This window comes from Sphingomonas sp. BGYR3 (assembly GCF_025153455.1).
Classification (GTDB): Bacteria; Pseudomonadota; Alphaproteobacteria; order Sphingomonadales; family Sphingomonadaceae; genus Sphingomonas.
This window is the reverse complement of sequence record NZ_JANZNT010000001.1, coordinates 1,907,032-1,931,292: the sequence shown is the minus strand read 5'-3', so window position 1 is coordinate 1,931,292 and position 24,261 is coordinate 1,907,032. Positions and strand designations below refer to the sequence as shown.

The 24,261-nt window shown below is 67.1% G+C and carries 27 protein-coding genes and 1 tRNA gene; 12 read left to right on the top strand and 16 right to left on the bottom strand.

What is annotated here, in order from left to right:
- Positions 1–182: 182 nt before the first annotated feature.
- A complete protein-coding gene (locus NYR55_RS09165; protein WP_260021616.1) occupies positions 183–1,352 on the top strand; it encodes an MFS transporter in 1,170 nt (389 codons plus the stop codon).
- Between the two features lie 48 nt (positions 1,353–1,400).
- Positions 1,401–2,609, top strand: a complete 1,209-nt coding sequence (locus NYR55_RS09160) for a hypothetical protein (protein WP_260020949.1) — start codon at positions 1,401–1,403, stop codon at positions 2,607–2,609.
- Positions 2,610–2,835: 226 nt separating this feature from the next.
- On the opposite strand, the gene NYR55_RS09155 is transcribed toward NYR55_RS09160, so the two are convergent.
- Complete coding sequence (locus NYR55_RS09155) at positions 2,836–3,654, bottom strand: LD-carboxypeptidase (RefSeq protein ID WP_260020948.1); 819 nt, start codon at positions 3,652–3,654, stop codon at positions 2,836–2,838.
- A 170-nt stretch (positions 3,655–3,824) separates the two neighbouring features.
- Here NYR55_RS09155 and NYR55_RS09150 point away from each other — a divergent pair, with 170 nt between their 5' ends.
- From NYR55_RS09150 to NYR55_RS09125, 6 genes are all read left to right on the top strand, one after another.
- The gene (locus NYR55_RS09150) at positions 3,825–5,243 is read left to right on the top strand and encodes a Mur ligase family protein (RefSeq protein WP_260020947.1); all 1,419 of its coding nucleotides are present in this window, start codon (positions 3,825–3,827) and stop codon (positions 5,241–5,243) included.
- Between the two features lie 63 nt (positions 5,244–5,306).
- Positions 5,307–5,720 (top strand): hypothetical protein, encoded by a 414-nt coding sequence (locus NYR55_RS09145; protein ID WP_260020946.1) that lies wholly within the window; start codon positions 5,307–5,309, stop codon positions 5,718–5,720.
- The gene (locus NYR55_RS09140) at positions 5,717–5,926 is read left to right on the top strand and encodes a helix-turn-helix transcriptional regulator (protein WP_260020945.1); all 210 of its coding nucleotides are present in this window, start codon (positions 5,717–5,719) and stop codon (positions 5,924–5,926) included. The genes NYR55_RS09145 and NYR55_RS09140 overlap by 4 nt, the downstream gene beginning before the upstream one ends.
- Positions 5,923–6,789, top strand: coding sequence for an alpha/beta hydrolase (locus NYR55_RS09135; RefSeq protein WP_260020944.1), 867 nt, complete (start codon positions 5,923–5,925; stop codon positions 6,787–6,789). The genes NYR55_RS09140 and NYR55_RS09135 overlap by 4 nt, the downstream gene beginning before the upstream one ends.
- A gap of 46 nt (positions 6,790–6,835) precedes the next feature.
- Entirely contained in the window at positions 6,836–7,549 is a 714-nt protein-coding gene (locus tag NYR55_RS09130) for an alpha/beta hydrolase (RefSeq protein ID WP_260020943.1), read from the top strand.
- A complete protein-coding gene (locus NYR55_RS09125) occupies positions 7,546–8,316 on the top strand; it encodes a tetratricopeptide repeat protein (RefSeq protein WP_260020942.1) in 771 nt (256 codons plus the stop codon). The genes NYR55_RS09130 and NYR55_RS09125 overlap by 4 nt, the downstream gene beginning before the upstream one ends.
- A 14-nt stretch (positions 8,317–8,330) precedes the next feature.
- Here NYR55_RS09125 and rlmN read toward each other — a convergent pair whose 3' ends face one another.
- On the bottom strand, positions 8,331–9,515 hold the full coding sequence (gene rlmN / locus NYR55_RS09120; protein ID WP_260021614.1) for a 23S rRNA (adenine(2503)-C(2))-methyltransferase RlmN: 1,185 nt from the start codon (positions 9,513–9,515) through the stop codon (positions 8,331–8,333).
- 75 nt (positions 9,516–9,590) lie between these two features.
- Positions 9,591–10,076 carry an invasion associated locus B family protein gene (locus tag NYR55_RS09115; protein WP_260020940.1) on the bottom strand — a complete coding sequence of 162 codons (486 nt, stop codon included), beginning with the start codon at positions 10,074–10,076 and terminating at the stop codon, positions 9,591–9,593.
- A gap of 200 nt (positions 10,077–10,276) precedes the next feature.
- Here NYR55_RS09115 and NYR55_RS09110 point away from each other — a divergent pair, with 200 nt between their 5' ends.
- Both NYR55_RS09110 and dnaN read left to right on the top strand, forming a co-directional pair.
- Positions 10,277–10,930 (top strand): outer membrane beta-barrel protein, encoded by a 654-nt coding sequence (locus tag NYR55_RS09110; RefSeq protein WP_260020938.1) that lies wholly within the window; start codon positions 10,277–10,279, stop codon positions 10,928–10,930.
- A gap of 161 nt (positions 10,931–11,091) precedes the next feature.
- A complete protein-coding gene (dnaN, locus tag NYR55_RS09105; RefSeq protein WP_260020937.1) occupies positions 11,092–12,204 on the top strand; it encodes a DNA polymerase III subunit beta in 1,113 nt (370 codons plus the stop codon).
- 49 nt (positions 12,205–12,253) lie between these two features.
- On the opposite strand, the gene NYR55_RS09100 is transcribed toward dnaN, so the two are convergent.
- The 8 genes from NYR55_RS09100 to NYR55_RS09065 all read right to left on the bottom strand — a co-directional run bounded on the left by NYR55_RS09100 (position 12,254) and on the right by NYR55_RS09065 (position 18,732).
- Positions 12,254–13,426 (bottom strand): dipeptidase, encoded by a 1,173-nt coding sequence (locus NYR55_RS09100; protein WP_260020936.1) that lies wholly within the window; start codon positions 13,424–13,426, stop codon positions 12,254–12,256.
- 73 nt (positions 13,427–13,499) lie between these two features.
- Positions 13,500–13,976, bottom strand: a complete 477-nt coding sequence (locus NYR55_RS09095; protein WP_260020935.1) for a dihydrofolate reductase — start codon at positions 13,974–13,976, stop codon at positions 13,500–13,502.
- Positions 13,973–14,767: a thymidylate synthase gene (locus tag NYR55_RS09090; RefSeq protein ID WP_260020934.1), complete on the bottom strand. Its 795-nt coding sequence runs from the start codon at positions 14,765–14,767 to the stop codon at positions 13,973–13,975. The genes NYR55_RS09095 and NYR55_RS09090 overlap by 4 nt, the downstream gene beginning before the upstream one ends.
- Positions 14,768–14,809: 42 nt before the next feature.
- Positions 14,810–15,970 carry a peptidoglycan DD-metalloendopeptidase family protein gene (locus NYR55_RS09085; protein WP_260020933.1) on the bottom strand — a complete coding sequence of 387 codons (1,161 nt, stop codon included), beginning with the start codon at positions 15,968–15,970 and terminating at the stop codon, positions 14,810–14,812.
- Positions 15,970–16,392 carry a 23S rRNA (pseudouridine(1915)-N(3))-methyltransferase RlmH gene (locus NYR55_RS09080; RefSeq protein ID WP_260020932.1) on the bottom strand — a complete coding sequence of 141 codons (423 nt, stop codon included), beginning with the start codon at positions 16,390–16,392 and terminating at the stop codon, positions 15,970–15,972. The genes NYR55_RS09085 and NYR55_RS09080 overlap by 1 nt, the downstream gene beginning before the upstream one ends.
- Before the next feature lie 22 nt (positions 16,393–16,414).
- On the bottom strand, positions 16,415–16,783 hold the full coding sequence (gene rsfS, locus NYR55_RS09075; protein ID WP_260021613.1) for a ribosome silencing factor: 369 nt from the start codon (positions 16,781–16,783) through the stop codon (positions 16,415–16,417).
- Between the two features lie 29 nt (positions 16,784–16,812).
- Positions 16,813–17,433 carry a nicotinate-nucleotide adenylyltransferase gene (locus NYR55_RS09070; protein ID WP_260021611.1) on the bottom strand — a complete coding sequence of 207 codons (621 nt, stop codon included), beginning with the start codon at positions 17,431–17,433 and terminating at the stop codon, positions 16,813–16,815.
- Positions 17,434–17,448: 15 nt separating this feature from the next.
- Positions 17,449–18,732 carry a glutamate-5-semialdehyde dehydrogenase gene (locus tag NYR55_RS09065; RefSeq protein WP_260020931.1) on the bottom strand — a complete coding sequence of 428 codons (1,284 nt, stop codon included), beginning with the start codon at positions 18,730–18,732 and terminating at the stop codon, positions 17,449–17,451.
- A gap of 59 nt (positions 18,733–18,791) precedes the next feature.
- On the opposite strand from NYR55_RS09065, the gene NYR55_RS09060 reads away from it, so the two are divergent.
- Together NYR55_RS09060 and NYR55_RS09055 are read left to right on the top strand one after the other, a co-directional pair.
- Positions 18,792–19,853: a DUF3667 domain-containing protein gene (locus NYR55_RS09060; protein ID WP_260020930.1), complete on the top strand. Its 1,062-nt coding sequence runs from the start codon at positions 18,792–18,794 to the stop codon at positions 19,851–19,853.
- Positions 19,854–19,953: 100 nt separating this feature from the next.
- Positions 19,954–20,040, top strand: a tRNA-Leu gene (locus tag NYR55_RS09055).
- Between the two features lie 81 nt (positions 20,041–20,121).
- Here NYR55_RS09055 and dapD read toward each other — a convergent pair.
- The 5 genes from dapD to NYR55_RS09030 all read right to left on the bottom strand — a co-directional run bounded on the left by dapD (position 20,122) and on the right by NYR55_RS09030 (position 24,197).
- On the bottom strand, positions 20,122–20,949 hold the full coding sequence (dapD, locus tag NYR55_RS09050) for a 2,3,4,5-tetrahydropyridine-2,6-dicarboxylate N-succinyltransferase (protein ID WP_260020929.1): 828 nt from the start codon (positions 20,947–20,949) through the stop codon (positions 20,122–20,124).
- On the bottom strand, positions 20,946–21,617 hold the full coding sequence (locus NYR55_RS09045) for a pyrimidine 5'-nucleotidase (RefSeq protein ID WP_260020928.1): 672 nt from the start codon (positions 21,615–21,617) through the stop codon (positions 20,946–20,948). The genes dapD and NYR55_RS09045 overlap by 4 nt, the downstream gene beginning before the upstream one ends.
- Before the next feature lie 96 nt (positions 21,618–21,713).
- Positions 21,714–23,018: a HAMP domain-containing sensor histidine kinase gene (locus NYR55_RS09040; RefSeq protein WP_260021609.1), complete on the bottom strand. Its 1,305-nt coding sequence runs from the start codon at positions 23,016–23,018 to the stop codon at positions 21,714–21,716.
- 148 nt (positions 23,019–23,166) lie between these two features.
- Positions 23,167–23,835, bottom strand: a complete 669-nt coding sequence (locus NYR55_RS09035; protein WP_260020927.1) for a response regulator transcription factor — start codon at positions 23,833–23,835, stop codon at positions 23,167–23,169.
- Positions 23,836–23,867: 32 nt separating this feature from the next.
- Positions 23,868–24,197, bottom strand: coding sequence for a PepSY domain-containing protein (locus NYR55_RS09030; RefSeq protein ID WP_260020926.1), 330 nt, complete (start codon positions 24,195–24,197; stop codon positions 23,868–23,870).
- Between the last annotated feature and the right edge of the window lie 64 nt (positions 24,198–24,261).

Genomic DNA, 24,261 nt, shown 5'->3' with positions numbered 1-24,261 from the left:
CGCCCTGCGATTCGCGCGCATACGTATCCGCGCCGCTCCGGCCTTGCCATCGGTTGTGACCGCTACCATCTGCCGCGATTGTGCATCGCAGCAGAGTTTCGGCCATGACCGCCCCCCGTTCGTCCGCTCCCTCCCCCGTAACGGCCTCGCCCGCCGCCCGCACCGCGCCCGTCGCGCTGGTGATGCTGGCGCTGGGGATGGGCGGCTTTGCCATCGGCACCACCGAATTCGCGGCGATGAGCCTGCTGCCCTATTTCGCCGAAGGGCTGGGGATCGACGCACCGACCGCCGGTCATGTCATCAGCGCCTATGCGCTGGGCGTCGTGGTCGGCGCGCCGGTCATCGCCGTCCTGTCGGCCCGCGTGGCGCGGCGCACCCTGCTGATCGGCCTGATGGCGGTGTTCGCGCTTGCCAACGGCCTGTCCGCCTTTGCCCCCGATTATCACTGGATGCTGGTGTTCCGCTTTCTCAGCGGCCTGCCGCACGGCGCCTATTTCGGTGTTGCCGCGCTGGTCGCCGCCGGCCTTGTCCCCGCCAATCGCCGGGCACAGGCGGTGGCGCTCGTCCTGTCGGGCCTGACCGTCGCGACGATCATCGGCGTGCCCGCCGCCAATCTGCTGGGTCAGTGGCTGGGCTGGCGCTGGGGCTTTGGCATCGTCGCGGTGCTCGCGCTGATCACTGCCGCGATGGTCTGGCGCTTCGCCCCGCAGGATCGGCCGCAGGCGGGGGCCAGCCCGCTGCGCGAACTGGCTGCCCTGCGCAAGCCGCAGGTGTGGCTGACCCTTGGCGTCGGCGCGATCGGCTTTGGCGGCATGTTTGCCGTCTATACCTATGTCGCCTCCACGATGATCGAGGTGACGGGCGTCTCCGCCGCATGGGTGCCGGCCGTGCTCGCGGTGTTTGGCACCGGCATGATGATCGGCAATCTGGGCGCGGCCTGGCTGGCCGACCGGGCGCTGGTGCCGACCGTCATCGGCCTCCTTCTGTGGAGTGCGGCGACGTTGGCGCTCTATCCCTTTGCGGCGGGCGATATCGTCACGCTGTCGCTGTCGGTGTTCCTGATCGGCATGGGCGGCGGCCTGGGCAGCGTGCTGCAGACGCGGCTGATGGACGTGGCGGGTGAGGCGCAGACGCTGGCCGCGGCCCTGCATCACAGCGCGTTCAACGTCGCCAACGCCCTTGGCCCGCTGCTCGGCGGCGCGGCCATCGCGGCGGGCTATGGCTGGACCTCGACCGGCTGGGTCGGCGCAGGCCTGGCGCTTGGCGGCCTTGCCATCTTCGGCCTGTCGCTGTTCCTGGAACGGCGCGGGGCGGCAACTCCCGTCGCCCGCCCGGCAGCACAATGCTGCTAGGCCGCGCTCACCCCTTGTAAGGGAGCAGTGGTGCGATAAGCTGGGCCAATGCGCTCCGCTCTTCGCCTGCTGGCCATGACCATCGCTGTGGGGATCGCCCCCGGCGGCGTCGCTGCCCCGCCGGAACCGGCGGTCCTTTTCGATGGCGCGGTCGATTACGCGCCGGTGCCTGCTGCGGACACCACAGCCGGATTCCAGTTCAGTCTACTGGCGGCAATCGACCCCGCCTTGCCGACCGCAACCGGCCAGAATGGCCAGATGCTGTCGCTGTTCGGTCGAGAAGATCTGATCGCCGCATCCAGCGACGATTACCGCGCCACGCGCTGCGCACCCGCACCGGCCACGGGTCCGGCGCTCGACGCCATCGCCGAACGGGCGCGCAACACGTCCATCGTCATCATCAACGAAAGCCATGAGCGGTCCGAACATCGCGGCTTTTCGGCAGAGGTTGCGGCCCGGCTGCGCCCGCTGGGCTATACGGTGCTGGCGATGGAGGCGCTGGACAATTCGGGCGTCGCCGCGCCGCTCCGGCATCGCGCACCGTTTCTTCGCGAACCGGCGCTGCCCTATTTCAGCAATGAGGACGGGTTTTATCTTGGCGAATCCGGCTTTGGCCGGTTCGGACGGATCGCCAAGCGCCTCGGCTATCGCCTGCTGCCTTACGAGGCCGGATCGCCGCCCTCGGCCCGGCCGATGACGCGCGAACAATCCATCGCCTTTCGCGAGGCGGAACAGGCGCGCACGCTGGCCGCATTCATCGCGGTCAATCCCTCGGTCAAGCTGCTGGTCCATGTCGGTTATTCCCATGCGGGCGAAGTGCCGATGCCCGATGGCACTGTCTGGATGGCCGCCCGGCTGAAACAGCAGACCGGGATCGACCCGCTGACGATATCGCAGACGACGTGTCGCGGCGGCGGCGATGCGACGCGACTGGCCGTCCTGCCGGCGGACGAACCCGCCGGCCGCTTCGATCTGGTGGTCGATCATCCGACCGCGCGGTTCGAACGGGGCCGCCCCGTCTGGCGGCGCGATCTTGGCGATCAATGGGTGGATGTCCCCGCCATGCGTCCCTTTACCGGGTGGCGGGTGATCGAGGCGCGGCTGGCCGGGGAACCCGTGACTGCCGTGCCGATGGACACGGTCGCCGTGCGGCCGGGTGAGGATGTGGCGCTGCTCCTGCCGCCCGGCCGCTACACGCTGCGGGCTATCGACGTGCCTGCCCGCCCGGCCGGCGATCCGCCGCTGCGAACCGGCTAATCCTTCGGCTGACCGGCCTTCATCCCCGAATGGCGGGGCGGCTGGCCTGTCCTACACGCGCCCGGCGGTTTAGCGTGCCGGGGATGCTTCCTCAGCGACCTCACACAGCGCGCCGCACCCCGGCCTTATCCATCGCCGCGCCATCGCCGCGCTGCCGCCACCGTGCGGGCGCTGCGCATTGGCTGACGCCCGAATACCCATCGAATGTGTCAAAACTGTCAACCGTTCACGCCACGCCGAACGGCACCACGCGGTTCAATTCGACATGGCCGATCTCGGCCCGGCCCAGAAACGGCACCTCCATCGCCCGGCACCATCGCTCGACGATCTGCTCCACGCTTTCGCCGAACGGCACGTCATTTTCGACCACCGCCGTCACCGCGCCCAGCCGGATGCCCGCAATCCCCTTCAGCTGGGTTGCGTTGGCGACCTGGAACAGCATCCGGTCGATCCGGTACAGCGGTTCGTCCACCTCCTCGATCATCAGGACATGGTCGGTCAGGTCGGGCAGCCACGGCGTGCCGATCATCGCCGCCAGGATGGCCAGGTTGAACGCCGCCGCCGGCCGCCCGTCGGCCAGGCTCGGCTCCAGCGCGCGCCGATCCCGGTCGATCAGCCAGCCCAGCGCCCATCCGGCGCCCTCGCCCGTATCGTTGCGGCCCAGGCTGCTGGCCATGCTGGCATGAACCGGCCGTCCGATCCGCCGGGCATACAGCGCACCCAGCAGGAACCCCATGTCGGAAAATCCCATATAGGTCTTGGCCCGCGCCGCATCGTTCAATTCGGGGATCACCCGGTCCAGGATGCGGTTCGACCCGTATCCGCCGCGCGCAAACCAGATCGCGTCGATCGACGGATCATTGGCATACTCCAGAAACGCCGCCGCCCGCTGCTCGTCGGTCCCGGCAAAATGCCCGGCCTCCATGAAGCATTGCGGGTGAAAGATCAGGTCATGCGCGGGAAAATGCAGCGCCATGAACGCACGCATCCGCAACGACCCTTCCTCGCTGACCCTTCGCGCAGGTGCAACGACTCCGATCCGCATCTTTTCTCGCTCCAAAACCCATGTCGTCATGCTGAACCTGTTTCAGCATCCACCCCGCCGCAAGCCACTGCATCGCCCGGGGCACGATGGACCCTGAAACAGGTTCAGGGTGACCCGATGGGGGATCGCCATGGCTTGCCCCCCATCCATTCCCCCGATAGCCCGCGATGATGGATAACGGCAAATCATACTATCTGGTCGGCATCGGGGGCAGCGGGATGATGCCGCTCGCCATGATCCTGGCCGGGCGCGGCGCGACAGTGGCGGGATCGGACCGTGGGCTGGATGCCGGCCGCGTGCCCGCCAAGTTCGATGCCCTGCGCACCCTGGGCATCGCACTTCACCCCCAGGATGGCAGCGGGATCGTCTCGCCGGATCAGGTCGTGATTGCCTCCGCCGCGGTCGAGGCGACGGTGCCCGACATGGTGCGCGCCGCCGAACTCGGCTGTGCCCGGATGACCCGCGCCGAACTGCTCAGCCGGTTGTTCAACGACAGCCGCCTTCGCATCGGTGTCGCGGGCACCAGCGGTAAATCGACCGTCACCGGCATGATCGCCCATATTCTGCACAGCACCGGCCGCGATCCGACGGTGATGAACGGCGCGGTTATGAAGAACTTCGCCACCGCTGACGCCCCCTTTGCCAGCGCGCTGGTTGGGCAGGGCGACCCGTTCGTTACCGAAGTGGACGAAAGCGACGGCTCCATCGCGCTTTATCGCCCCGACATCGCGGTGCTCAACAATGTCAGCCATGACCACAAATCGATGGAGGAACTGCGCGTCCTGTTCGGGGATTTCATCGCCGGGGCGGGCACCGCCGTGGTCAATGCCGATGATGCAGAGGCCATGGCACTGCTCGACGCCCGCGCACCCGCAGCGGCCCTGACCTTTGCTATCGAGGGCGAGGCTGACCTGTCGGCACGGAACATCGCCGAACAGCCCTTTGCCATCGCCTTCGATCTGGTTGCGGCGGGGGAAGCGGAGGGCCGCGTCACCCTGTCCGTTCCGGGCCGCCACAACATCGCCAATGCGCTGGCGGCATTGGGGGCAACCCTGGCCGCCGGGGTGCCGCTGGCAGAGGGGATTGCGGCCATTCAGGGCTTTACCGGCCTTCGTCGCCGGTTCGACCGGGTGGGTGAAGCAGGTGGCGTGACCGTGATCGACGATTTCGGGCACAACCCGGAAAAGATCGCCGCGACGCTCGACACGCTGCACGCCTTTCCCGGCCGCCTGCTCGTCCTGTTCCAGCCGCACGGCTATGGCCCGCTGCGGGTGATGCGTGCCGAACTGGTCTCCATGTTCGCCGACCGGCTGTCGCCCGACGATGTGCTCGTCCTGCCCGACCCCGTCTATCAGGGCGGCACCGTGTCGCGCGACGTCACCAGCGCCGACATCGTCGCCGATGTGGCAGCGCACGGCCGCGACGCCCGCCACATTCCCGTCCGCGACGATGCCGCCGCGACGCTGGTCGCGCTCGCCCGCCCCGGCGACCGGATCGTGGTGATGGGCGCCCGCGACGACACGCTCAGCCTGATGGCAGCAGGCATGGTCGCCAGCCTGGACAGCAGGCTTTCCAATATGGAAAGCTGACTTGACATGACGCGGTAGGTAAATGTAAAGCTCCCTTGTCGATTCGGAAAGGGAGGTTTCCACATGGGCCAAGTGCCAGCCGCCACGCGCCGCTATCTGCGCCGCTTCATGCCAACCATGGCCGCCTATATGGCTGCCCTGTTCTTCGCCAACTGGGCGATCCGGCAATGGGACCCGCAGGGCGCGGCCCTTGTCCTGCTGTCGGTGCTGCCCGCCCTGCCCATCGTCGTCCTACTCTGGGTGATCGGGCGGCTGATCGTCGAAACCACGGACGAATATGTCCGCCAGACGATGGTCACCGCGATGCTTGGCGGCACCGGCCTGATGCTGGCGGTGACGACCGTCTGGGGCTTTCTGGAGGATGGCGGCGTCCTGCCGCACCTGCCCGCCTATTGGGCGTTCGTCCTGTGGTGTGCAGGCTGGGGCATCACCCAGGGCGTCCTGGCCCTGCGCGAACGGGCGGGCGGCGAGGCATGAAGAACCGCCTCCGCGTGCTGCGCGCCGAACGCGGCTGGAGCCAGCAGGATCTTGCGGAACGGCTGGAGGTGTCGCGCCAGAGCGTGAACGCCATCGAAACCGGCCGCTACGACCCCTCGCTCCCGCTCGCCTTCAGGATATCCGATCTGTTCGACCTGCCGATCGAATCGATTTTCACCAATCCGTCCAGGGAGGACGCCCAATGATCCGCCACCTCATCACCCTGATGCTCGCCGCATTGCTGCCCGGCCTTGCCATGGCCCAGCCTGCCACGCCCGAAACCCGCATGGACCATATCTCGATCACCAGCATGGGTACGGGCGATCCGGTCATCCTGATCCCCGGCATGGCCAGCCCCCGCGCCGTATGGGACGGCGTTGCCCCCGACCTGGCCAAGACGCACCGCGTCCTGCTGGTTCAGGTGAACGGATTTGCCAATGACGATCCGGGCAAGAACCTGTCCCCCGGCATCATCGACGGCATCGTCGCCGACCTTGCCACCTATGCCGCCCGCGAAAAGCTGAACAAGCCGGCGGTGATCGGTCATTCGCTGGGCGGCCTTGTCGCGATGAAGCTGGCGGCGGATCATCCCGCGTTGCCGGGCCGGATCATGGCGGTCGACACCCTGCCCTTTTTCGGCGCGCTGTTCGGCGCATCCGACGCGGCGACGGCAGAGGGTCAGGCGCAGCGCGTGCGCGCCGCCATTGCCGCCGGGGCGATGCCCGCCGCCTCCACCCCGGTGACCAGCGATCCGGGCGGCATCTGGTCCATCACCCCCGCCGGCCGGATTCAGGTTGCGAACTGGTCGCGCATGGCCGACCCGCGGGTCGTGGCTCAGGCGACGTATGAGGATGTCGTGCTCGACATGCGCCCCCGCCTGTCCGCGATCACGGCGCCCTTCACCGTGCTGTACGCAACCGGGGCGGGACCGATGGCCAAGGCCCTGTGGGAACGCGAATATGCCGGATCGCCCGCCCGGCTGGTGCCCGTGGCGGACAGCTGGCACTTCATCATGCTCGATCAGCCCGCAGCCTTTTCCCGCGAGCTGCAGGCATTCCTGACCAAGTGAACGAACAGGGGTTGCGCCGCCCGGCGCGACCCCGCATCGCTGGCCCATGACCGACGCACGCATCGCCTTTTTCCACCGCCCGGGCACCGGGCCGACCATCGTCTTTCTGCCCGGCTATGCCAGCGACATGACCGGGGCCAAGGCGGTCGCCATCGAACGATGGGCGATGGCGCGGGGTCAGGCGGTGCTGCGGTTCGATTATCGGGGCTGCGGGGCGAGCGAGGGCGCGTTCGAGGATTTCACCCTGGCCGACTGGCGCGACGACGTGCTGATGATGATCGACCGGGTGGCGACCGGCCCGGTGATCCTGGTCGGATCGTCGATGGGCGGATGGCTGGCGCTGCTTGCGGCACGCGAACGGGCCAACCGGGTGGCGGGCATGGTCCTGATCGCGCCTGCGCCGGATTTCACCGACTGGGGCTTTTCACAGGACGAAAAGCTGACCCTGCTTCAGGAAGGGCGCGTCGAACGGCCCTCCCCCTATTCGCCGCAACCCACGGTGTTCACCCGCGCCTTCTGGTCATCGGGCGAGGCGAACCGGATCACCCATGGCACCATTCCCGTCGATTGCCCGGTGCGCATCGTGCAGGGTCAGGCCGATCCCGATGTGCCATGGGAACGCGCCGTGCATCTGGCCGGGCAACTCCGTTCAGCCGAGGTGCAGACCTGGCTGATCAAGAACGGCGACCACCGGCTGTCCCGCGACAGCGACATCGCGATGATCTGCCGCGCGATCGAGGATGTGAGCAACCCCCGATGATCCTGCCCCTGCTGATTGCCATTCAGGCCGCCGCGACGCCCAGCGCAGCGGATCGGGCGCGATATGAACGGTGCGTCGACCTGGCCACCGAACAGCCCGATGCCGCCGAAAAGGAAGCGGTCGACTGGCGGCTGGCGGGCGGCGGTTATCTGGCCCAGCAATGCCTGGGCATGGCGTACAGCAATCGGGGCAATTATCGGGGCGCGGCCGAAACCTTTGAAAGCGCGGCCCGTGCCGCCGAACTGGCGCAGGAGCGGCTGACCGGCAATTACTGGACCCAGGCCGCCAATGCCTGGGCCGCCGCGGGCGATCTGGGTCGCGCGCGATCGGCGATCGACGCTGCGCTGGCGAGCGGCCTGTTGAGCGGATCGGCGCTTGGCGAGGCGCATCTGGACCGGGCGCGGATCCGGGTGGCGCAGGGCGAACCGGAAAGCGCGCGGGCCGATCTTGATCAGGCATTGAAGCTGGCCGACCGCGATCCGCTGGCATGGCTGTTGTCGGCGACGCTTGCGCGGCGGCTGCGCGAAATGCCGATGGCGGTGCAGCACATCAACAAGGCGCTGGAACTGGCGCCCGACGACGCCTCGGTTCAGCTGGAGGCTGGCAATATCTGGGCGGTCACCGGCGATGAGGAAAAGGCCAAGGCCGCCTGGACCGCCGCCGCGACGCTGGGGAGTGGGAAGCCGGCCGGCGATGCTGCGACCAAAGCGCTGTCGCAGTTCGACGAGGGGCAGAACAGCGCCAACACGGCGGTAGCGGGCCAGTAAGCGCCGCCCGGCGTTCAGCCGAGCGCGGCCTGCTTTTCCTCGGCCAGCCGATCGAGTTCCGCCCGGCTCTTCTTTTCCGCCGCGGTCTTCAACTGGCCGCACGCCGCATCAATGTCGCGGCCGCGCGGGGTGCGGGTGGGGGCGGAAATCCCCGCCTCGAAAATGATGTTCGAAAACGCGCGGATGCGCTCCGGGGTCGAACATTCGTAAGGCGCGCCGGGCCAGGGGTTGAACGGGATCAGGTTGACCTTGGCCGGCAGGCGATATTTGCGGATCAGGCGAACCAGTTCGCGCGCATCGGCGTCGCTGTCATTCTTGTCCTTCAGCATCACATATTCGAACGTGATGCGGCGGGCATTGTTGGCGCCCGGATAATCGGCGCACGCCTGAAGCAGTTCCTCGATCCCGAACTTGCGGTTCAGCGGCACGATCTCGTCGCGCACCTCCTTGGTCACGGCGTGCAGCGAAACCGCCAGGTTCACGCCGATTTCCTCGCCAGCCCGCGCCATCATCGGCACGACGCCGCTGGTCGACAGGGTGATCCGCCGCTTGGACAGGGCAAGGCCGTCGCCATCCATGACGATGTGGAGCGCGTCGCGGACATTGTCGAAATTATACAGCGGCTCGCCCATGCCCATCATCACGATGTTGGTCAGCATCCGCCCCTCGGGCTGGCTCGGCCATTCGCCCAGCGCATCGCGCGCCAGCATCACCTGCCCGACAATCTCGCTTGCGGTCAGGTTGCGGACCAGCCGCATGGTTCCGGTGTGGCAGAACCGGCAGTTCAGCGTGCAGCCGACCTGGCTCGACACGCACAGCGTTCCCCGATCGGCATCGGGGATGAACACCATTTCGTAATCCTGCCCGTCATCCGACCGCAGCAGCCATTTGCGCGTGCCGTCGGACGAAACCTGCGCCTCCACCACCTCTGGCCGGGCGATCACGAACCGTTCGGCCAGCCACGGGTGCTGCGCCTTGGCGATGTCGGTCATCTGATCGAACGCGGTTGCGCCGCGATTGTAAATCCAGTGCCAGATCTGCTTCGCGCGCAATTTGGCCTGTTTCGGCTCCAGCCCGGCAGCCTCCAGCGCCGCGCGGATCGCATCGCGCGACTGCCCGACCAGGTCGATACGGCCATCCGTCCGCGCGGCAGGGGCGCGGGGAACGGGCACGGGGTCGATATGCCCCGGAATGGGCATGGGCGGCGATACGGTGTCGAGCATCACCGCCACATAGGCGATTTGGCGCCGGAATGCCAGTTGCGTGACCGGTCGTCAGCGCCGGGGCGCGGTGCCGCAGCCAAGCCGGGCCGCATCGATGGCCGCAGCAGCCCCGTTAAGGGCATAGCTGTCGACGAACGGCCGGCCATTGGCGGCGATGGTTTCGACCGTCATCGACCGGGCCGATCGCATCGCGGTGACGATCGCCTGATCGGTTGCGGCATCGGGCGACCAGGCGTCCGATGGCCCGGCCATCAGTACGAAACGCCGTTCCCCGACGGCCAGCGTCACCGGCGCTCGCTCGCTGCGCGGGCGGCTCAATCGCAGGTGCAGCTGATGCCTGATTCGCTCGCCCGGCCAGTTGGCGATCGCCGCAAATGCCGCCCCGCCCCGTTCCAGCGGACGCGCCATCGCATAGCATCGCCGGGGCATCGCGTCGGAGAATGCACCCCATGCGCCATAGACGCCGATCACGTTCCGGGCAGTCGCCGTGCCACCGGCGGCGAGCACACCGACCAGTATCAGCCCAGAAAAAGCCACGGATTTACGTGTTATTTCAGGCCCAATACGCCCGCGAAATGGCCATTCGGTTGTCTTCATGCCCCACGGTTTCAAGCCCCTGTGGCGAAATTGCAACGGTTAATCGGCGTTTACGTGCGGTTCATGCAACTGACAGCCTCGCTCTGCGCTTAACCCGCCTCTCCGCGCTCTTGCAGCGGAGCTTTTGAGTAGGAGTTGTTATGCGTACCCTTACCCTTTTGGCGCTTGGCGCCGCCACGATCGCAACGCCGGCCATGGCGCAGGATACCGCGCCCAACTGGACGGGCGGACGGATCGCCGTGCTTGGCGGTTACGACAATGTGCGGTCTGGCAGCACCGAGGATTCGGATATCGAGGGCGACGATCAGTCCATCGACGGTTTCCAGTACAGCGCCGAGCTGGGCTATGATTACCAGATCGGTGGCGCCGTGATCGGTGCCGAAGCGGAAATCGGTGATTCGACCGCCAGCGTCGACAACAACAACACCGATCCGAACTATTTCGGCTATGGCCAGGTGAAGACCGGTCGTGACCTGTATGTCGGCGCCCGCGCGGGTATCCTCGCCACGCCGTCCACGCTGGTCTATGCAAAGGCAGGCTATACCAATGCCCGTTTGGACGCGACGGCCAGCGACGGCGTGACCGAGGTCGGCCGCAACTTCAAGCTGGACGGCTATCGTCTGGGCGCAGGCGTTGAGCAGGCCATCGGCACCAACACCTTTGCCAAGGTCGAATATCGCTATTCCAACTATGGCGATGCCCGTCTCGAGTTCAACGAAGGCGGCACGATCGGCAATTTCGACGTCGATACCGACCGTCATCAGGTCGTCGCGGGCGTCGGTCTGCGCTTCTGATCGGCAAGCATCGCCAAATCAGGCGGGAAAGGGTCGGGGCCGCTTGCCCCGGCCCTTTTTGCCGTTAAGGATGAGGCGGTATTACCAGCTGTTAACCGAATCCAGTCCACTCGGAACGGCATCGGAAAACAGGGCGAGAAGCCCCGGGGGATAGAACGGACATGAAGGCCACGATCGAACGCGCGACGCTTCTCAAGGGGCTGAGCCATGTCCATTCGGTGGTGGAGCGGCGGAACACCATTCCCATCCTGTCCAACGTCCTCATCGACGCCACCGGCGACGGTGTCATCCGCCTGATGGCGACCGACCTCGACCTGCAGGTGGACGAGACGCTGAAGGCCGATATCGAAACGTCGGGCGCGATCACGGTGCCCGCGCACATGCTGTTCGACATCGCCCGCAAGCTGCCGGAGGGCGCGCAGGTGCAACTGGCCGCCAGCGACGGCCGACTGACCGTGACGGCCGGCCGCGCCCGGTTCAGCCTGCAAACCCTGCCGCGCGACGATTTCCCGGTGATTGCCGAGGGCGAATTGCCGGTCCAGTTCGAACTGCCCGTCGCCACGCTCAAGCAGATCATCGACAAGACCCGTTTTGCGATCTCGACCGAGGAAACGCGCTATTATCTGAACGGCATCTTCCTGCACGTGACGGATGAGGCGCAGCCGGTGCTGAAGGCCGCGGCGACCGACGGCCACAGGCTGGCCCGCGTCACCGTGCCGCGCCCCGATGGCGCAGAGGAAATGCCCGGCGTGATCGTTCCGCGCAAATGCGTGAACGAACTGCGCAAGCTGCTGGACGAAGTGGACGGATCGGTCGGCGTTTCGCTGTCCACGTCCAAGATCCGCTTTGACCTGGGCCAGGCGATCCTGACGTCCAAGCTGATCGACGGCACTTTCCCGGATTACAGCCGCGTCATCCCGACCGCGAATGACAAGCTGCTCAAGATCGATCCGAAAAGCCTGATGGCCGGTGTCGACCGCGTGTCGACCATCGCCACGGAAAAGGCGCGGCCCGTCAAGCTGGCGCTTGACCGGGACAAGGTCACGCTCTCGGTGACCAGCCCGGAACATGGCACCGCGGCCGAGGAAGTGCCCGGCGATTATGCCGCGATGGGATTCGAAATCGGGTTCAACGCCAAATATCTGCTCGACATTCTGAGCCAGGTGGAGGGCGACGCGATCGAGGTGCATCTGGCCGATGCCGGGGCGCCCACGCTGATCCGCGAAAACGACAAGTCGGCCGCGCTCTACGTCCTGATGCCGATGCGGGTCTGACCGGTATCGGGCGGGCCAGCCCGTCCGCATCCGGCACATCGGTCATCCGCTAGGGCAGCGGCGCAATCCCTGCCCGCAGGACGCGCAGCACATTGCCGCCCATCACCTTTGCGATATCGCGTTCGGACAGGCCGGCATCGATCAGGCCTTGAGTGATCAGCACCAATTCGCCGGTATCGAACCCGGTGGTCACTGCGCCGTCGAAATCCGATCCCAGTCCGACATAGTCGATGCCGACAAGGACGCGGACGTGCAGGATCGACCGGACGATCGCCGATACGTCCACCGAACAGACCGCGCCGTCCCAATAACCGATGCCGACCACCCCGCCGGTGCGGGCAACGCCGCGGATCTCATCATCGGTCAGGTTGCGGTTTTCCCGGCACACCGCCTGGACGCCGCCATGGCTGGACAGGACGGGCCGCCGGGCCATGGCCAGGATTTCGGCCACCGACCGATGGCTGGCGTGGGCAATGTCGACGATCATGCCACGCGCCTCCATCCGCCGGATCACCTGCCGACCCAGCGGGGTCAGCCCGCCCCGCGCCACCCCGTGCATCGACCCGGCGACTTCATTGTCGAAAAAATGGACCAGGCCGGCCATGCGAAACCCGGCGGCGTACAGCCGGTCCACATTGTCCAGCCGCCCCTCCAGATTGTGCAGGCCCTCGACCGACAGCAGTGCGCCGGTCACCTTCACCCCCCGACGGCGATCGGCGAGCAGGCCGTCCAGCGCCGCCGGGCTGTCGATGACGCGCAGCGCGCCCGCCGATCCCGCCTCTGCCACGCGGAGCTTTTCGGCATGGAACAGCGATCGTTCCAGCAACGAACCCCAGGTGCGCGGCGGCTGCATCTGCCCGATGGCAAGCAGGGTGATGTTGTCCGTTTCGCCCGTATTGGCGGCGTAATTCTGATTTTTCGGCGTTTTGGTGACGCTGGAGAACACCTGAAGCGCGACATTGCCAGCGCGCAGCCGCGGCAGATCGACCTGCCCCCGGTCAGAGCGGCTGAGCAGGCTGCGTTTCCACAACAGGGTATCGCCATGCAGGTCCGCCACCGCCAGCCGGCGGTGCAGGGCGCGGGCAACGGGCGTGATTTCAGGCCGCTGCCCGGCAACGACACGGTTCATCCCCCGCTCGGCGATGCCGGGGGCCAGGGTGAAGAAGGCGGTCGCAGCGATCAGGACAAGGGCCAGCACACCCAGCAGCAGCTTGCGGATCATCGCCCCCTCCTTGTCCCGTTTATCGGGCGCGATGCTAACGCGGTTCCCAGCGATGGTCCAAGGCGAACGGCGATTACCCGCGAACGAGCGTCACGAAACTGAACGCCGGGCGATCGCCCTCGGCCGCATGGTCCTCCCGCGCCGCCTCTCGCCATTCCGGGCCAAAGGCGGGAACGCTGGCGTCCCCCTCCGGCTCGGCATGAACCTCGGTCAGTTCGATCCGGTCGGCCATGGGCATGAACAGGGCAAAAACCTCTGCCCCGCCGATGATCGCCACGTCGGGAACATCGCCCGCCAGCGCCAGCGCGGCATCGACGCTGTGCGCCACCTCGGCCCCGGAGGCGGACCAGTTTGCATCGCGGGTCAGCACGATATGGCGGCGGCCGGGCAGCGGACTGGGGAAACTTTCGAACGTCTTGCGACCCATCACCATCGGCTTGCCCATGGTCAGCGCCTTGAACCGCTTCAGATCGGCGGGCAGCCGCCAGGGCAGATCGCCGTCACGGCCGATCACGCCATTGGTCGCCCGGGCAAGGTATAGCGTCATCATACCGCCACCGGTGCCTTGATATGCGGCTGCGCCACATAATCGTGGATCACGAAATCCTCATAGTCATACCCGTCGATGCTGTCCGGGCGGCGCAGGATTTCAAGCCGGGGCAGCGGGCCGGGCGTGCGCGACAGCTGTTCCCGCGCCTGATCCAGGTGGTTCAGGTAAAGGTGGCAATCGCCGCCGGTCCAGATGAATTCCCCAACCTCCAGGTCGCATTGCTGGGCCAGGATATGGGTCAGCAGCGCATAGCTGGCGATGTTGAACGGCACGCCCAGAAAGATGTCGGCCGACCGCTGATACAGCAGCAGCGACAGCTTGCCGTTCGCGACATGGGTCTGGAACAGGCAATGGCACGGTGCCAGCGCCATGCGGTGCAGTTCGCCGGGGTTCCATGCCGACACGATCTGGCGGCGGCTGGCGGGCTGAGTGCGGATCTGCTGCACCAGGTCGGCGATCTGGTCGATCGTTCGGCCATCGGGCGCTTCCCAGTGCCGCCACTGCTTGCCGTACACGGGGCCAAGGTCGCCCGCCTCATCGGCCCATTCGTCCCAGATGCTGACCTTGCGATCCTGCAACCAGCGCACATTGGTATCGCCGCGCAGGAACCAGAGCAGTTCGATGATGATCGATCGTAGATGCAGCTTCTTCGTCGTCAGCACCGGAAAGCCCTTGGCCAGATCAAAGCGCATCTGATGGCCGAACACGCTGAGCGTGCCGACGCCGGTGCGGTCGCGCTGTTCCACCCCGTGGTCGAGCGCGCGCTGCATGAGTTCGAGATAGGGAGGCATGGCCCATGGCGTAGCGGGCGGCGCGCGCCCCGCCAAGGGCCGTCAGTCGATCAGCGACAGCCAGTCGACGGGACGGCCGCGTCGGCGAAGTTCAACGGTCAGTTCCGGCGCGCCGCTGGCCGTCATGCGACCCAGCGGCTGGCCCGCCGCCACCTGCTGCCCCGTCCGGACGCTGATCGTATCCAGGCCGGAAATCAGCGTGGTCCAGCCAGCGCCGTGATCGACGATGACGACCCCGCCATAGCTGCGGAATGCCGCTGCATGGATCACCTGACCCTGTGCCGGGGCGACCACCACCGCCAGCGGCGATGCCGCCAGCGTCGTGCCGCGCGCGCGCACCCCGGCAGAGGTGACGCCGCCATAACCGGCGACGACGCGGCCGATTGCGGGCACGCGGTAACCCGGCGCCGTGCCGCGTACCGCCGTCGTTGCCTCGCTCTTGCCCGGCCGGGGCAGCGGATCGGGCAGCGCCATCAGGTCGCTCAGCACGGCCTGTGCCCGGTCCCCCTCCGCCATCTGGTCGATCAGGTCACGTGCCCGCTCGCCCAGCGCGATGGCCCGGTCGCTTTCGCCCAGCGCCACCCGGCCCAGTCGTTCGGCGCGCAGCCGCTCGGTCGATTCGAGCCGGGCCAGTTCGATCCGCCGCGTCTCCAGTGTGGCGCGGGACCGGGACAGGGCATCGACGGACTGGCTCGCCGCCGCGCGCAGCCGCTGCGATCCCGCAATCTCCCGACGGATGGCTGCCGTGCGCTGGCGGATCACGGGGACCAGCGTGCCCAGCACGGCCCGGGCATGGACGATATCGTCAGTGCTGCCCGGCCGGGCCAGCGCAAGCGCAGCGGGCCGACGGGCCAGCGACTGGATCGCCGCGATCAGCCGCACGATCCCCTGTTGCCGCTCTGCCAGCCGCCGGCGCTGTTCGCCAAGCAGCCGCGCGGCAAGGGCAACGCGCGCCCGCGCGGCGGTCAGCTCAGCCTCCGCTTCCGCAATCCGGGCGACCAGTGCCGCCCGCGCCTGTCCCGCGCGGACCGCCGCATCCCCGGCATCGGCCGCCTGCTGTTCCAGCGCCCGCGCACGTTCGGCCGCAGCGGCGCTGGCCTGCCGCGCCTCGGCCAGGGCGGCGCGCTGGCGGGCAATGTCGGCCGCTGGCGCGGCACCCAGCGTGGCCAGCGCGATCAGGGCAAGGATCGGCCGGGCCGCCATCACCCCTCCCGATGATAGGGATGGCCGGACAGGATGCTGACCGATCGCCACAATTGTTCGGCCAGCATCGCGCGGGCCAGCATATGCGGCCAGGTCAGGCGGCCAAAGGACAGCAGCAGGTCCGCCGATTTCCGCTCGGCATCGTCAAACCCGTCGGCAGCCCCGATCATGAACCGCGCCTCGCGCACGCCGTCGTCGCGCCAGCGACCCAGCGTCGCCGCCAGGTCGACGGATGGCAGGTCGCGGCCCTTTTCATCGAGCAGGACCAGGCGGGTCCCCGGCTCGATAGGGGGGATGCGCCCGCCCTGATCGGGCAATTCGGTGATGCGGACGGGCCAGCTGACCCGTTTCAGATAACGGTCGACCAGCTCCGCCTCCGCCCCCCGGCCGATGCGCCCGCGCGCGACGATGTGCAGCAGCATCAGCCGGGTCGGGCGGGCGGAATCAGGCGGCGCCGCCGGTCGCGGGCGTATCGCCGAACGACCACATCCGCTCGAGATTATAGAAACTGCGCACTTCGGGGCGGAACAGATGGACGATCACGTCGCCGGCATCGATCAGGACCCAGTCGGCCGTTGCCAGCCCCTCGACCCGCGCCGTGCGGCCGCACTGCGCCTTGATCTTTTCCGCCAGCTTGGTCGCCATGGATGCCACCTGCCGCGTCGACTTGCCCGATGCGATCACCATGTAATCGGCGATGCTCGACTTGCCGGCGAGCGGGATGGACACGGTTTCCACCGCCTGGTCATCGTCCAGCGAGGCGAGGACGAGCTGATGCAGCGCCTCCGCTTCCTGCGGGCTGGATGGGGACACGGATTGGGGTCGGGTTGCCAAGGAACCTCCTAGCGGCTGGGGACGGATGGGCGGGTTGGGGATCCCGGTGGCCTGTGCCAGCCGGGGTTGACGGCCCGAATGCGGGTCGCCGAGGTGGGATCGGGGCGGAAGCGCAGCAGCACGAGGGCCGGCAATCTCCACTTCGTCCAGTTCCTGCCCTGGCCTGCGGGGCGGACGAACCGCCGCAGCCAGCTCATCGCGGCACTCGCGCGAGCATCGTCATCATACCCCGGACGGGTCAGAACCGCAATCGGAACCTCCTGCGCGATCCGGCGCCAGCCGCGCCAGCGGTGAAACTGGGCCAGATTGTCCGCCCCCATCAGCCAGATGAAGCTGTGGCGCGGATAGAGTTTCCGGATCGCGCGCACGGTATCCAGCGTGTACCGGGTGCCCAGCCGCGTCTCCAACGCCGATGCCCGGATGGGCGCGCGCCGGGCCATGGCGCGGGCCGATGCCAGCCGCCGGTCGAGCGGCGCCATGTCCGATGCCCCGTCCTTCAGCGGGTTGCCCGGCGACACCAGCCACCACACCTCGTCCAGCCCCAGCGCCCGCATGGCTTCCAGCGAGATATGGCGGTGGCCGCGATGGGCGGGATTGAACGATCCGCCCAGGATGCCGATGCGCTTCAGACGACGCGCCCCCGGTTACGGCCGCACCTGGCCGGTGCCGATCACCTGCCATTTGTACGTCGTCAGCCCTTCCAGCGCGACGGGGCCGCGCGCGTGCAGGCGGCCGGTCGAAATGCCGATTTCCGCGCCCAGCCCGAATTCGCCGCCATCGGCAAACTGGGTAGAGGCATTCCACATCACGATCGCCGAATCGACGCCGTTCAGGAACCGCTCGGCAATTTCGGGATCGCTGGCGATGATCGCGTCCGTGTGCCGGCTGGAATGCCGGTCGATATGCACCATCGCCGCATCGACGCCATCGACCAGCGCCACGGACAGGATCGGTTCCAGATATTCGGTGTCCCAGTCATTGGCGGCGACCGGCACCACGCTGGGTTCGATCGCGCGCACCGAATCGTCCCCGCGCAGTTCGCAACCCGCCTTGGCCAGCGCGGCCAGAATCGGCGCGGGATCGGCGAATGCCCGGTCGATCAGCAGCGTTTCGGTCGCCCCGCAAATGCCCGTCCGGCGCATCTTGGCATTCACGGCAATGGCCAGCGCCATCGCCGGATCGGCCGACCCGTCGATATAGGTGTGACAGATGCCGTCCAGATGGGCGAGCACGGGCACCCGCGCCTCTGTCTGCACCCGCGCGACCAGCGACTTGCCGCCGCGCGGGACGATCAGGTCGATCAGGCCGTCCGCGCCCAGCATCGCGCCCACCGCCGCACGGTCGGTCGTGGGAACCAGCTGGATCGCATCGACCGGCGCACCCGCCGCCGCCAGCCCCTCGACCAGCGCGGCGTGGATCGCGGTGTTGCTCTCGATCGCTTCCGATCCGCCGCGCAGGATCGCGGCATTGCCCGCCATGACGCACAGCGCGCCGGCATCGGCGGTTACATTGGGGCGGCTTTCATAAATGATGCCGATGACGCCGATCGGCACGCGAACGCGCTTCAGCAGCATCCCGTTGGGCTGGGTCGACTGGTCGATCACCTGACCCACCGGATCGGTCAGGGCAGCCACCGCCTCGACCCCTGCCGCCATCCCCTCAACCCGCTTGTCGTCGAGCTTCAGCCGGTCAAGCATGGCCGGCGACAGGCCATTGGCGGCGGCGCGCTCCATGTCGCGGCCATTGGCGGCAATGATCGCCGGGCCGTGCGCACGGATGGCGGCGGCGCAGGCGCGCAGCGCAGCGGCCTTTTCAGCGGTCGGCATTGCCGCCAGCGCGGCGGATGCAGCGCGGGCGGCGCGGGCCATCCCCTCGATCAACGCCTTGGGATCGGCAGCGGAACGGGCGATTTCGACGGTTGCGGTCATCGGCTTTTCTCCGGGGCCCTCTCTCGCATCGCAGCGGAAAAATTGATAGCCCTTCGCACATGACGGGGGGAATCGAGGCGGCAGGGGAACTTGCCACGGGCGCGCTGATGGGTCGTGCGGTGGAACCGCGCGCCGGTGAGGGGCATGGCGATGCGGGCACGCTGTGCCTGAATTGCGGGACGACCCTGATCGGGCCGCATTGCCACCGGTGCGGGCAGGCGGGCCATGTCCATCGCAGCATCGGCGCGATCTGGCACGATCTGCTGCACGGCGTCCTGCATTTCGAAGGCAAGATGTGGGCGACGCTGCCCATGCTGATCACCCGGCCGGGCGAATTGACCCGCCGCTATATCGATGGCGAGCGGGCGCGATTCGTCTCGCCCATGGCGATGTTCCTGTTTTCGATCTTCACCATGTTCGCCGTGCTTCAGATCATGGGCATCCAGGTGCCGACCGACGTGAAGATGGACCCGGCGGCGGCGGCCGAAATGAAGGAGGAGCTTGGCAAGGTCCGCACGCAGCTCAGCACGGAAACGGCCAAGCTGGACGCCATGCCGCAGGATATGCCGGGACGACCCGCTCAGGTGCAGAAGGTCAAGCAGCTGCAGGTGCAGGCAGATATCCTCAAAAACATGGGTCCCTCCTTCGTCATCAACGGTGACGATGGCGAGGGCGCGATCAAGACGGGGTGGAAGCGGCTGGACAAGGGCATTGCCAAGGCACGATCCGATCCCGGCCTGATGCTGTATAAGCTGCAGGCAAATACCTATAAATTCAGCTGGTTGCTGATCCCGCTGTCGATCCCGTTCGTATGGATTCTGTTCGCATGGAAACGGGGCCTGCGCGGGTACGACCATGCGATCTTCGTCACATATTCCATTTCGTTCATGTCCCTGCTGTTCATCACGGTGACGATCGCGCAGGGGCTTGGTGCCTCCTGGGCGTTGATTGGCTGGGTCATCATGCTGGCCCCGCCCTTTCACCTCTATCGCCAGTTGCGCGGCGCCTATCGCCTGTCCCGGTTCAGCGCGCTGTGGCGAACGGCAATGCTGTCGGTGTTCATCACCATCATTCTGACGCTGTTCCTGATGCTGGTGCTTGGCCTGGGGCTGGTCGGATAGCGGCGGCGCGACCGGATTTGACTCATTGCCAGCCCCGCGCCGCCTTGCTATTGGCCGCGGCCTGCCAGCGACCGGATGCCAGCCACCCGGTCCTTCACGTGCGGCCGTGGCGGAACTGGTAGACGCGCAACGTTGAGGTCGTTGTGTCCGAAAGGACGTGGAAGTTCGAGTCTTCTCGGCCGCACCAGAATTGAAAAAGGCGGGGTTTCGGCCCCGCCTTTTTCATTCGTAGCCGGCTCATTGGGTGCCCGGCCGGTCCGCCGCGCCCTTAATCGCGCAGCAGATCGTTGATGCTGGTCTTTGACCGCGTCTGGGCATCGACCCGCTTGACGATCACGGCGCAATACAGCGCCGGCTTGCCGTCCCCGCCGCCGATGCTGCCGGGCACCACCACGGAATAGGGGGGCACGAAGCCGCGATGAACCTCGCCCGTCTCGCGGTCGATGATCTTGGTCGACGCACCCAGATAGACACCCATCGACAGCACCGCGCCCTCACCGACGCGAACGCCCTCTGCCACTTCGGCACGCGCGCCGATGAATGCGCCGTCCTCGATCACCACCGGGCCTGCCTGAAGCGGTTCGAGCACGCCGCCGATCCCGGCACCGCCGGACAGGTGGACATTCCGGCCGATCTGCGCGCAGGAACCGACCGTCGCCCAGGTGTCGACCATCGTCCCCTCACCGACATGGGCGCCGATGTTGACGAAACTGGGCATCAGGATCGCGCCCTTGGCGATGAACGACCCGCGCCGCGCAACCGCGCCGGGCACGACGCGGAACCCCGCCTCGCGGAACCGGGCATCGTCCCATCCGGCAAACTTGCTCGGCACCTTGTCGAATGCAGGCGCCCCGGCCGCACCGCCATCGATGACGACATTGTCGTTCAGGCGGAACGACAGCAGCACCGCCTTTTTCAGCCACTGATTGACGCGCCAGCCCCCCTCGCCATCCGGCTCGGCAACGCGCGCCTCGCCCGCGTCGAGCAGCGCAATCGCCGATTCGACGGCATCGCGCACTTCGCCGGTGGTGGTCAGCGACAGGCTGGCACGATCGTCCCATGCCTGATCGATGGTGGCTTGAAGCGCGTCGGTCATGCGAGTTCCCCATGAAGGTCTGCGAGCCAGTGGCTCAGGTCGTGCGTCGTGAAATCGATATAATCGGGCAGGGCGTCGGCGGGCGGCTGTTCCGATCCGCCGTCGATCCACAAAGTCGCCATGCCGATTGCCTTGGCCGGTGCCAGATTGCGGGCCAGATCCTCGGCAAACAGCGCGGTCTGCGGCTGAACCCGGTGATCGGCGCACAGCGTGGCATAGGCGCGCGGATCGGGTTTGGGCACCAGTCCGGTGGCCAGGATGTCGCACACCCCCTCGAACACGCTGCCCAGCCCGCGCTTGTCCAGCACCCGTTCGGCATAGGCGGTATCGCCGTTGGTAAACACCAGCTTGCGGCCCGGCAGCGCCGCGATGCGCGCAGCCAGCACCGGGTCGGGGTCGATCACGTCCAGTTCGACCGCATGGACATCGTCCAGGAAATGGTGCGGATCGACGCCATGCCGGGCCATCAACCCCGCCAGCGTCGTCCCATGATCGAAATAATACTGTTTTTGCAGGGCATAGGCCTCGTCCTGCGACATGCCGAGCAGCCGGGCGATATAATCGGTCATCCGCGCATCGATCCGGGCGAACAGATTCGACGACGCCGGGTACAGCGTGTTGTCCAGATCAAAGATCCAGGTGTCGATATGGGCGAGCGCGGGCGGCATGGCGCTGCCCCTTACTGTGCATGGGCCGGAAAGGAAATGGCCGGGCCGAGGATGGCGCGGACCATGGCGCGGACCATGGCAGGGACCATGGCCGGTTCAGGCGGACGGCAGGCGCAGCCGGACCAGCAGGCCGCCCAGATCCTCGCTTTCCTCCAGCGCCACGGTGCCTTCGTACAATTCGGCCACGTCGCGCACGATGGCCAGGCCAAGGCCGGTGCCCGGCTTGCCGCTGTCCAGCCGGACGCCGCGGTCAAAGATGCGGATGCGGTCCGCCTCCGGAATGCCGACGCCATCGTCCTCGACCTGGATTTCGACATAGCCGGCTTCGGTCACCACGGTGACGAACACGCTGCCCCCGCCATATTTGGCGGCATTTTCGACCAGATTGCCCAGGATTTCGTCCAGATCCTGCCGCTCGATCCGGGCGATCGGATCGGTTGGCCCGGTCACATCGATGCGGACATTGGGATAGAGCCGCGCGACCGCCCGCTCGACCGCCTCGACCGAGGGCCAGACGGCGGCGCGGCTGTGCGCCGACCCCCGCCTGCCCACTGCGCGGGCGCGGGCCAGATGGTGGTCCACCTGTCGCCGCATCGTGCGCGCTTCCCGAATCACGGTGTCGGCCAGATCGGCCTGACCGGCGGCCGCCCCGTTCATGATCACCGTCAGCGGCGTTTTCAGCGCATGGGCAAGGTTGCCGGCATGGCGGCGCGCCTCTTCCGCCTGACGGTCGTTATGCGCGACCAGGGCGTTCAGCTCCTCGATCATCGGCGCAACCTCGGCCGGCATCGTACCCGCCACCCGCGTCGTCGTCCCGGCGCGCAGATTGGCGATTTCCTTCTGCACCTTGCGCAGCGGCAACAGGCCGTACCAGGTCTGCAGCACCGCCATCACGATCAGGCCGATGCCGAGAATGGCGAAGCTGCGCACGACCGTCTGACGCAGTTCCGCCAGCTGTCCATTCAGCGCCGCCCGGTCCTGTGCCACCTGAAACCGCCAGACGGTCTTTGATCCCGGCAATTGCGCGTCGCGTTCGGCAACCCGCAGTACCTCGTCCCGAAACTGGTTGCTGTCATAGACATGGACGCCGCGATCGAAATGCACGCCGTCGGTGCGCAAGCGCCGGTCCCATAGCGAGCGGGAGGGAAAGGGTTCCACCCCGCCGCCGCTGACCTGCCAGTAAAAGCCGGAGCTTGGCTCCAGAAACCGCTGATCGGCAAGTTCGCGGTTGAACACCACCTGCCCGGTCGAATCGAGTTCGGCCGACAGGATCAGCGTCTTGAGCACATAGGTCAGCTGATCGTCGAACGTGCGGGTGATCGTGCTGGTCAGCACCCGGTCAAGGGCAAAGCCCCCGCCCGCCAGCAACAACAGGATCCAGGCGGTGGCGATGACGATCATCCGCCGGCTGAGCGATCCCGTCACCCGGACATGGCGCGAGGGGGTGGCGTCGTCCGGGGCTGCGGCGCGGCTCGCCTTGTCCCGCGGCCAGGACAGCCGGGGAAACAGGTTGCTCAATGCCATGCCAGCCCGCATCCCGCGCCGCCCCTCAGGCGTCGGCCGGTTCGTCCAGGCTGTAGCCCAGGCCACGGATCGTGGTGATGACATCCGCGCCCAGTTTCTTGCGGATGCGCGTCACGAACACCTCGATCGTGTTCGAGTCGCGGTCGAAATCCTGATCGTAGATGTGCTCGATCAGCTCGGTCCGGCTGACAACCTTGCCCTTGTGATGCAGCAGATAGGACAGCAGCTTGTATTCCTGCGCCGTCAGCTTCACCGGCTCGCCAGCCTTGGTCACCTTGCCCGACCGCGTGTCGAGGCGGATGTCGCCCGCGATCAGTTCGGCCGATGCATTGCCCGACGCACGGCGGATCAGGGCGCGCAGACGGGCAATCAGCTCCTCCGACTGAAACGGCTTGGCGACATAATCATCGGCACCGGCGTCCAGCCCGGCGACCTTGTCCGACCAGCTGTCCCGGGCCGTCAGCACCAGCACGGGGGTCGTCCGCCCTTCGCGCCGCCAGCGGTCAAGGACGGTCAGTCCGTCCACTTCGGGCAGGCCGAGGTCGAGGATGATCGCGTCATAGCTTTCGGTCGAGCCGAGAAAATGCCCTTCTTCGCCATCGGAGGCGGTGTCCACGGCATATCCGGCGCCGACCAGCGTGTTGTGGAGCTGCTGGCGCAGATTGGGCTCATCCTCGACGATCAGAACGCGCATCCGTTGCTCCTCTTTTTTGCGTGTGTACCGCGTCAGCGGCCGGTGCGACCCAGGATGCGACCCGACCGTGCGTCGACATCGACCCAGATCACATTGCCTTCGCGCAGGAATTTCAACGTGTAAATGGCGGTCCCCGAATCGAAGTCGAACCCCAGATATTCCGCGCCCTTCATCTGGGGAACGACGCGGCGCTCGATCTCGCGGGACGGCAGCAATCGCCCTTCGGCACGGCCCTGATGCGCGGCCTGCTGGTCGACGCGCGGGCGCCGCTGCGCCGCCGCTGCGTCGAAGCCTGCACCGCTGACCAGCACAAGCGCCGCCAGAAAGAGGGATTTGCCCGCCATGTTCATGGGCGTTGCCATAAAATTGCCGCGTTGAACAACCCGTGAATGGGACGGTAAGCGCCGCGCAAGGCCGAATCCTTTC

Excerpts from the sequence above, each read along its gene's own strand:
- NYR55_RS09045 (WP_260020928.1), bottom strand. The coding sequence starts at position 21,617 with ATGCCGCCCGCGCTCGCCCATATCGACACCTGGATCTTTGATCTGGAC.
- NYR55_RS09035 (WP_260020927.1), bottom strand. The coding sequence starts at position 23,835 with ATGCGCGTTCTGATCGTCGAGGATGAGCCCAATCTGCGCCAGCAGCTC.
- NYR55_RS09095 (WP_260020935.1), bottom strand. The coding sequence starts at position 13,976 with ATGATGACGCTATACCTTGCCCGGGCGACCAATGGCGTGATCGGCCGT.
- NYR55_RS09165 (WP_260021616.1), top strand. The coding sequence starts at position 183 with ATGCTGGCGCTGGGGATGGGCGGCTTTGCCATCGGCACCACCGAATTC.
- NYR55_RS09060 (WP_260020930.1), top strand. The coding sequence starts at position 18,792 with ATGACGGGGGGAATCGAGGCGGCAGGGGAACTTGCCACGGGCGCGCTG.
- NYR55_RS09080 (WP_260020932.1), bottom strand. The coding sequence starts at position 16,392 with ATGCTGCTGCACATCGTCGCGCGCGGGCGCATCGGCCGGGGGGCGGAG.
- NYR55_RS09125 (WP_260020942.1), top strand. The coding sequence starts at position 7,546 with ATGATCCTGCCCCTGCTGATTGCCATTCAGGCCGCCGCGACGCCCAGC.
- dnaN (WP_260020937.1), top strand. The coding sequence starts at position 11,092 with ATGAAGGCCACGATCGAACGCGCGACGCTTCTCAAGGGGCTGAGCCAT.
- rlmN (WP_260021614.1), bottom strand. The coding sequence starts at position 9,515 with ATGCCCATTCCGGGGCATATCGACCCCGTGCCCGTTCCCCGCGCCCCT.
- NYR55_RS09090 (WP_260020934.1), bottom strand. The coding sequence starts at position 14,767 with ATGCCTCCCTATCTCGAACTCATGCAGCGCGCGCTCGACCACGGGGTG.
- NYR55_RS09100 (WP_260020936.1), bottom strand. The coding sequence starts at position 13,426 with ATGATCCGCAAGCTGCTGCTGGGTGTGCTGGCCCTTGTCCTGATCGCT.
- NYR55_RS09030 (WP_260020926.1), bottom strand. The coding sequence starts at position 24,197 with ATGGCAACGCCCATGAACATGGCGGGCAAATCCCTCTTTCTGGCGGCG.
- dapD (WP_260020929.1), bottom strand. The coding sequence starts at position 20,949 with ATGACCGACGCGCTTCAAGCCACCATCGATCAGGCATGGGACGATCGT.
- NYR55_RS09150 (WP_260020947.1), top strand. The coding sequence starts at position 3,825 with ATGGATAACGGCAAATCATACTATCTGGTCGGCATCGGGGGCAGCGGG.
- NYR55_RS09145 (WP_260020946.1), top strand. The coding sequence starts at position 5,307 with ATGGGCCAAGTGCCAGCCGCCACGCGCCGCTATCTGCGCCGCTTCATG.
- NYR55_RS09135 (WP_260020944.1), top strand. The coding sequence starts at position 5,923 with ATGATCCGCCACCTCATCACCCTGATGCTCGCCGCATTGCTGCCCGGC.
- NYR55_RS09065 (WP_260020931.1), bottom strand. The coding sequence starts at position 18,732 with ATGACCGCAACCGTCGAAATCGCCCGTTCCGCTGCCGATCCCAAGGCG.
- NYR55_RS09160 (WP_260020949.1), top strand. The coding sequence starts at position 1,401 with ATGCGCTCCGCTCTTCGCCTGCTGGCCATGACCATCGCTGTGGGGATC.
- NYR55_RS09140 (WP_260020945.1), top strand. The coding sequence starts at position 5,717 with ATGAAGAACCGCCTCCGCGTGCTGCGCGCCGAACGCGGCTGGAGCCAG.
- NYR55_RS09085 (WP_260020933.1), bottom strand. The coding sequence starts at position 15,970 with ATGGCGGCCCGGCCGATCCTTGCCCTGATCGCGCTGGCCACGCTGGGT.
- NYR55_RS09110 (WP_260020938.1), top strand. The coding sequence starts at position 10,277 with ATGCGTACCCTTACCCTTTTGGCGCTTGGCGCCGCCACGATCGCAACG.
- NYR55_RS09130 (WP_260020943.1), top strand. The coding sequence starts at position 6,836 with ATGACCGACGCACGCATCGCCTTTTTCCACCGCCCGGGCACCGGGCCG.
- NYR55_RS09155 (WP_260020948.1), bottom strand. The coding sequence starts at position 3,654 with ATGCGGATCGGAGTCGTTGCACCTGCGCGAAGGGTCAGCGAGGAAGGG.
- NYR55_RS09040 (WP_260021609.1), bottom strand. The coding sequence starts at position 23,018 with ATGATCGTCATCGCCACCGCCTGGATCCTGTTGTTGCTGGCGGGCGGG.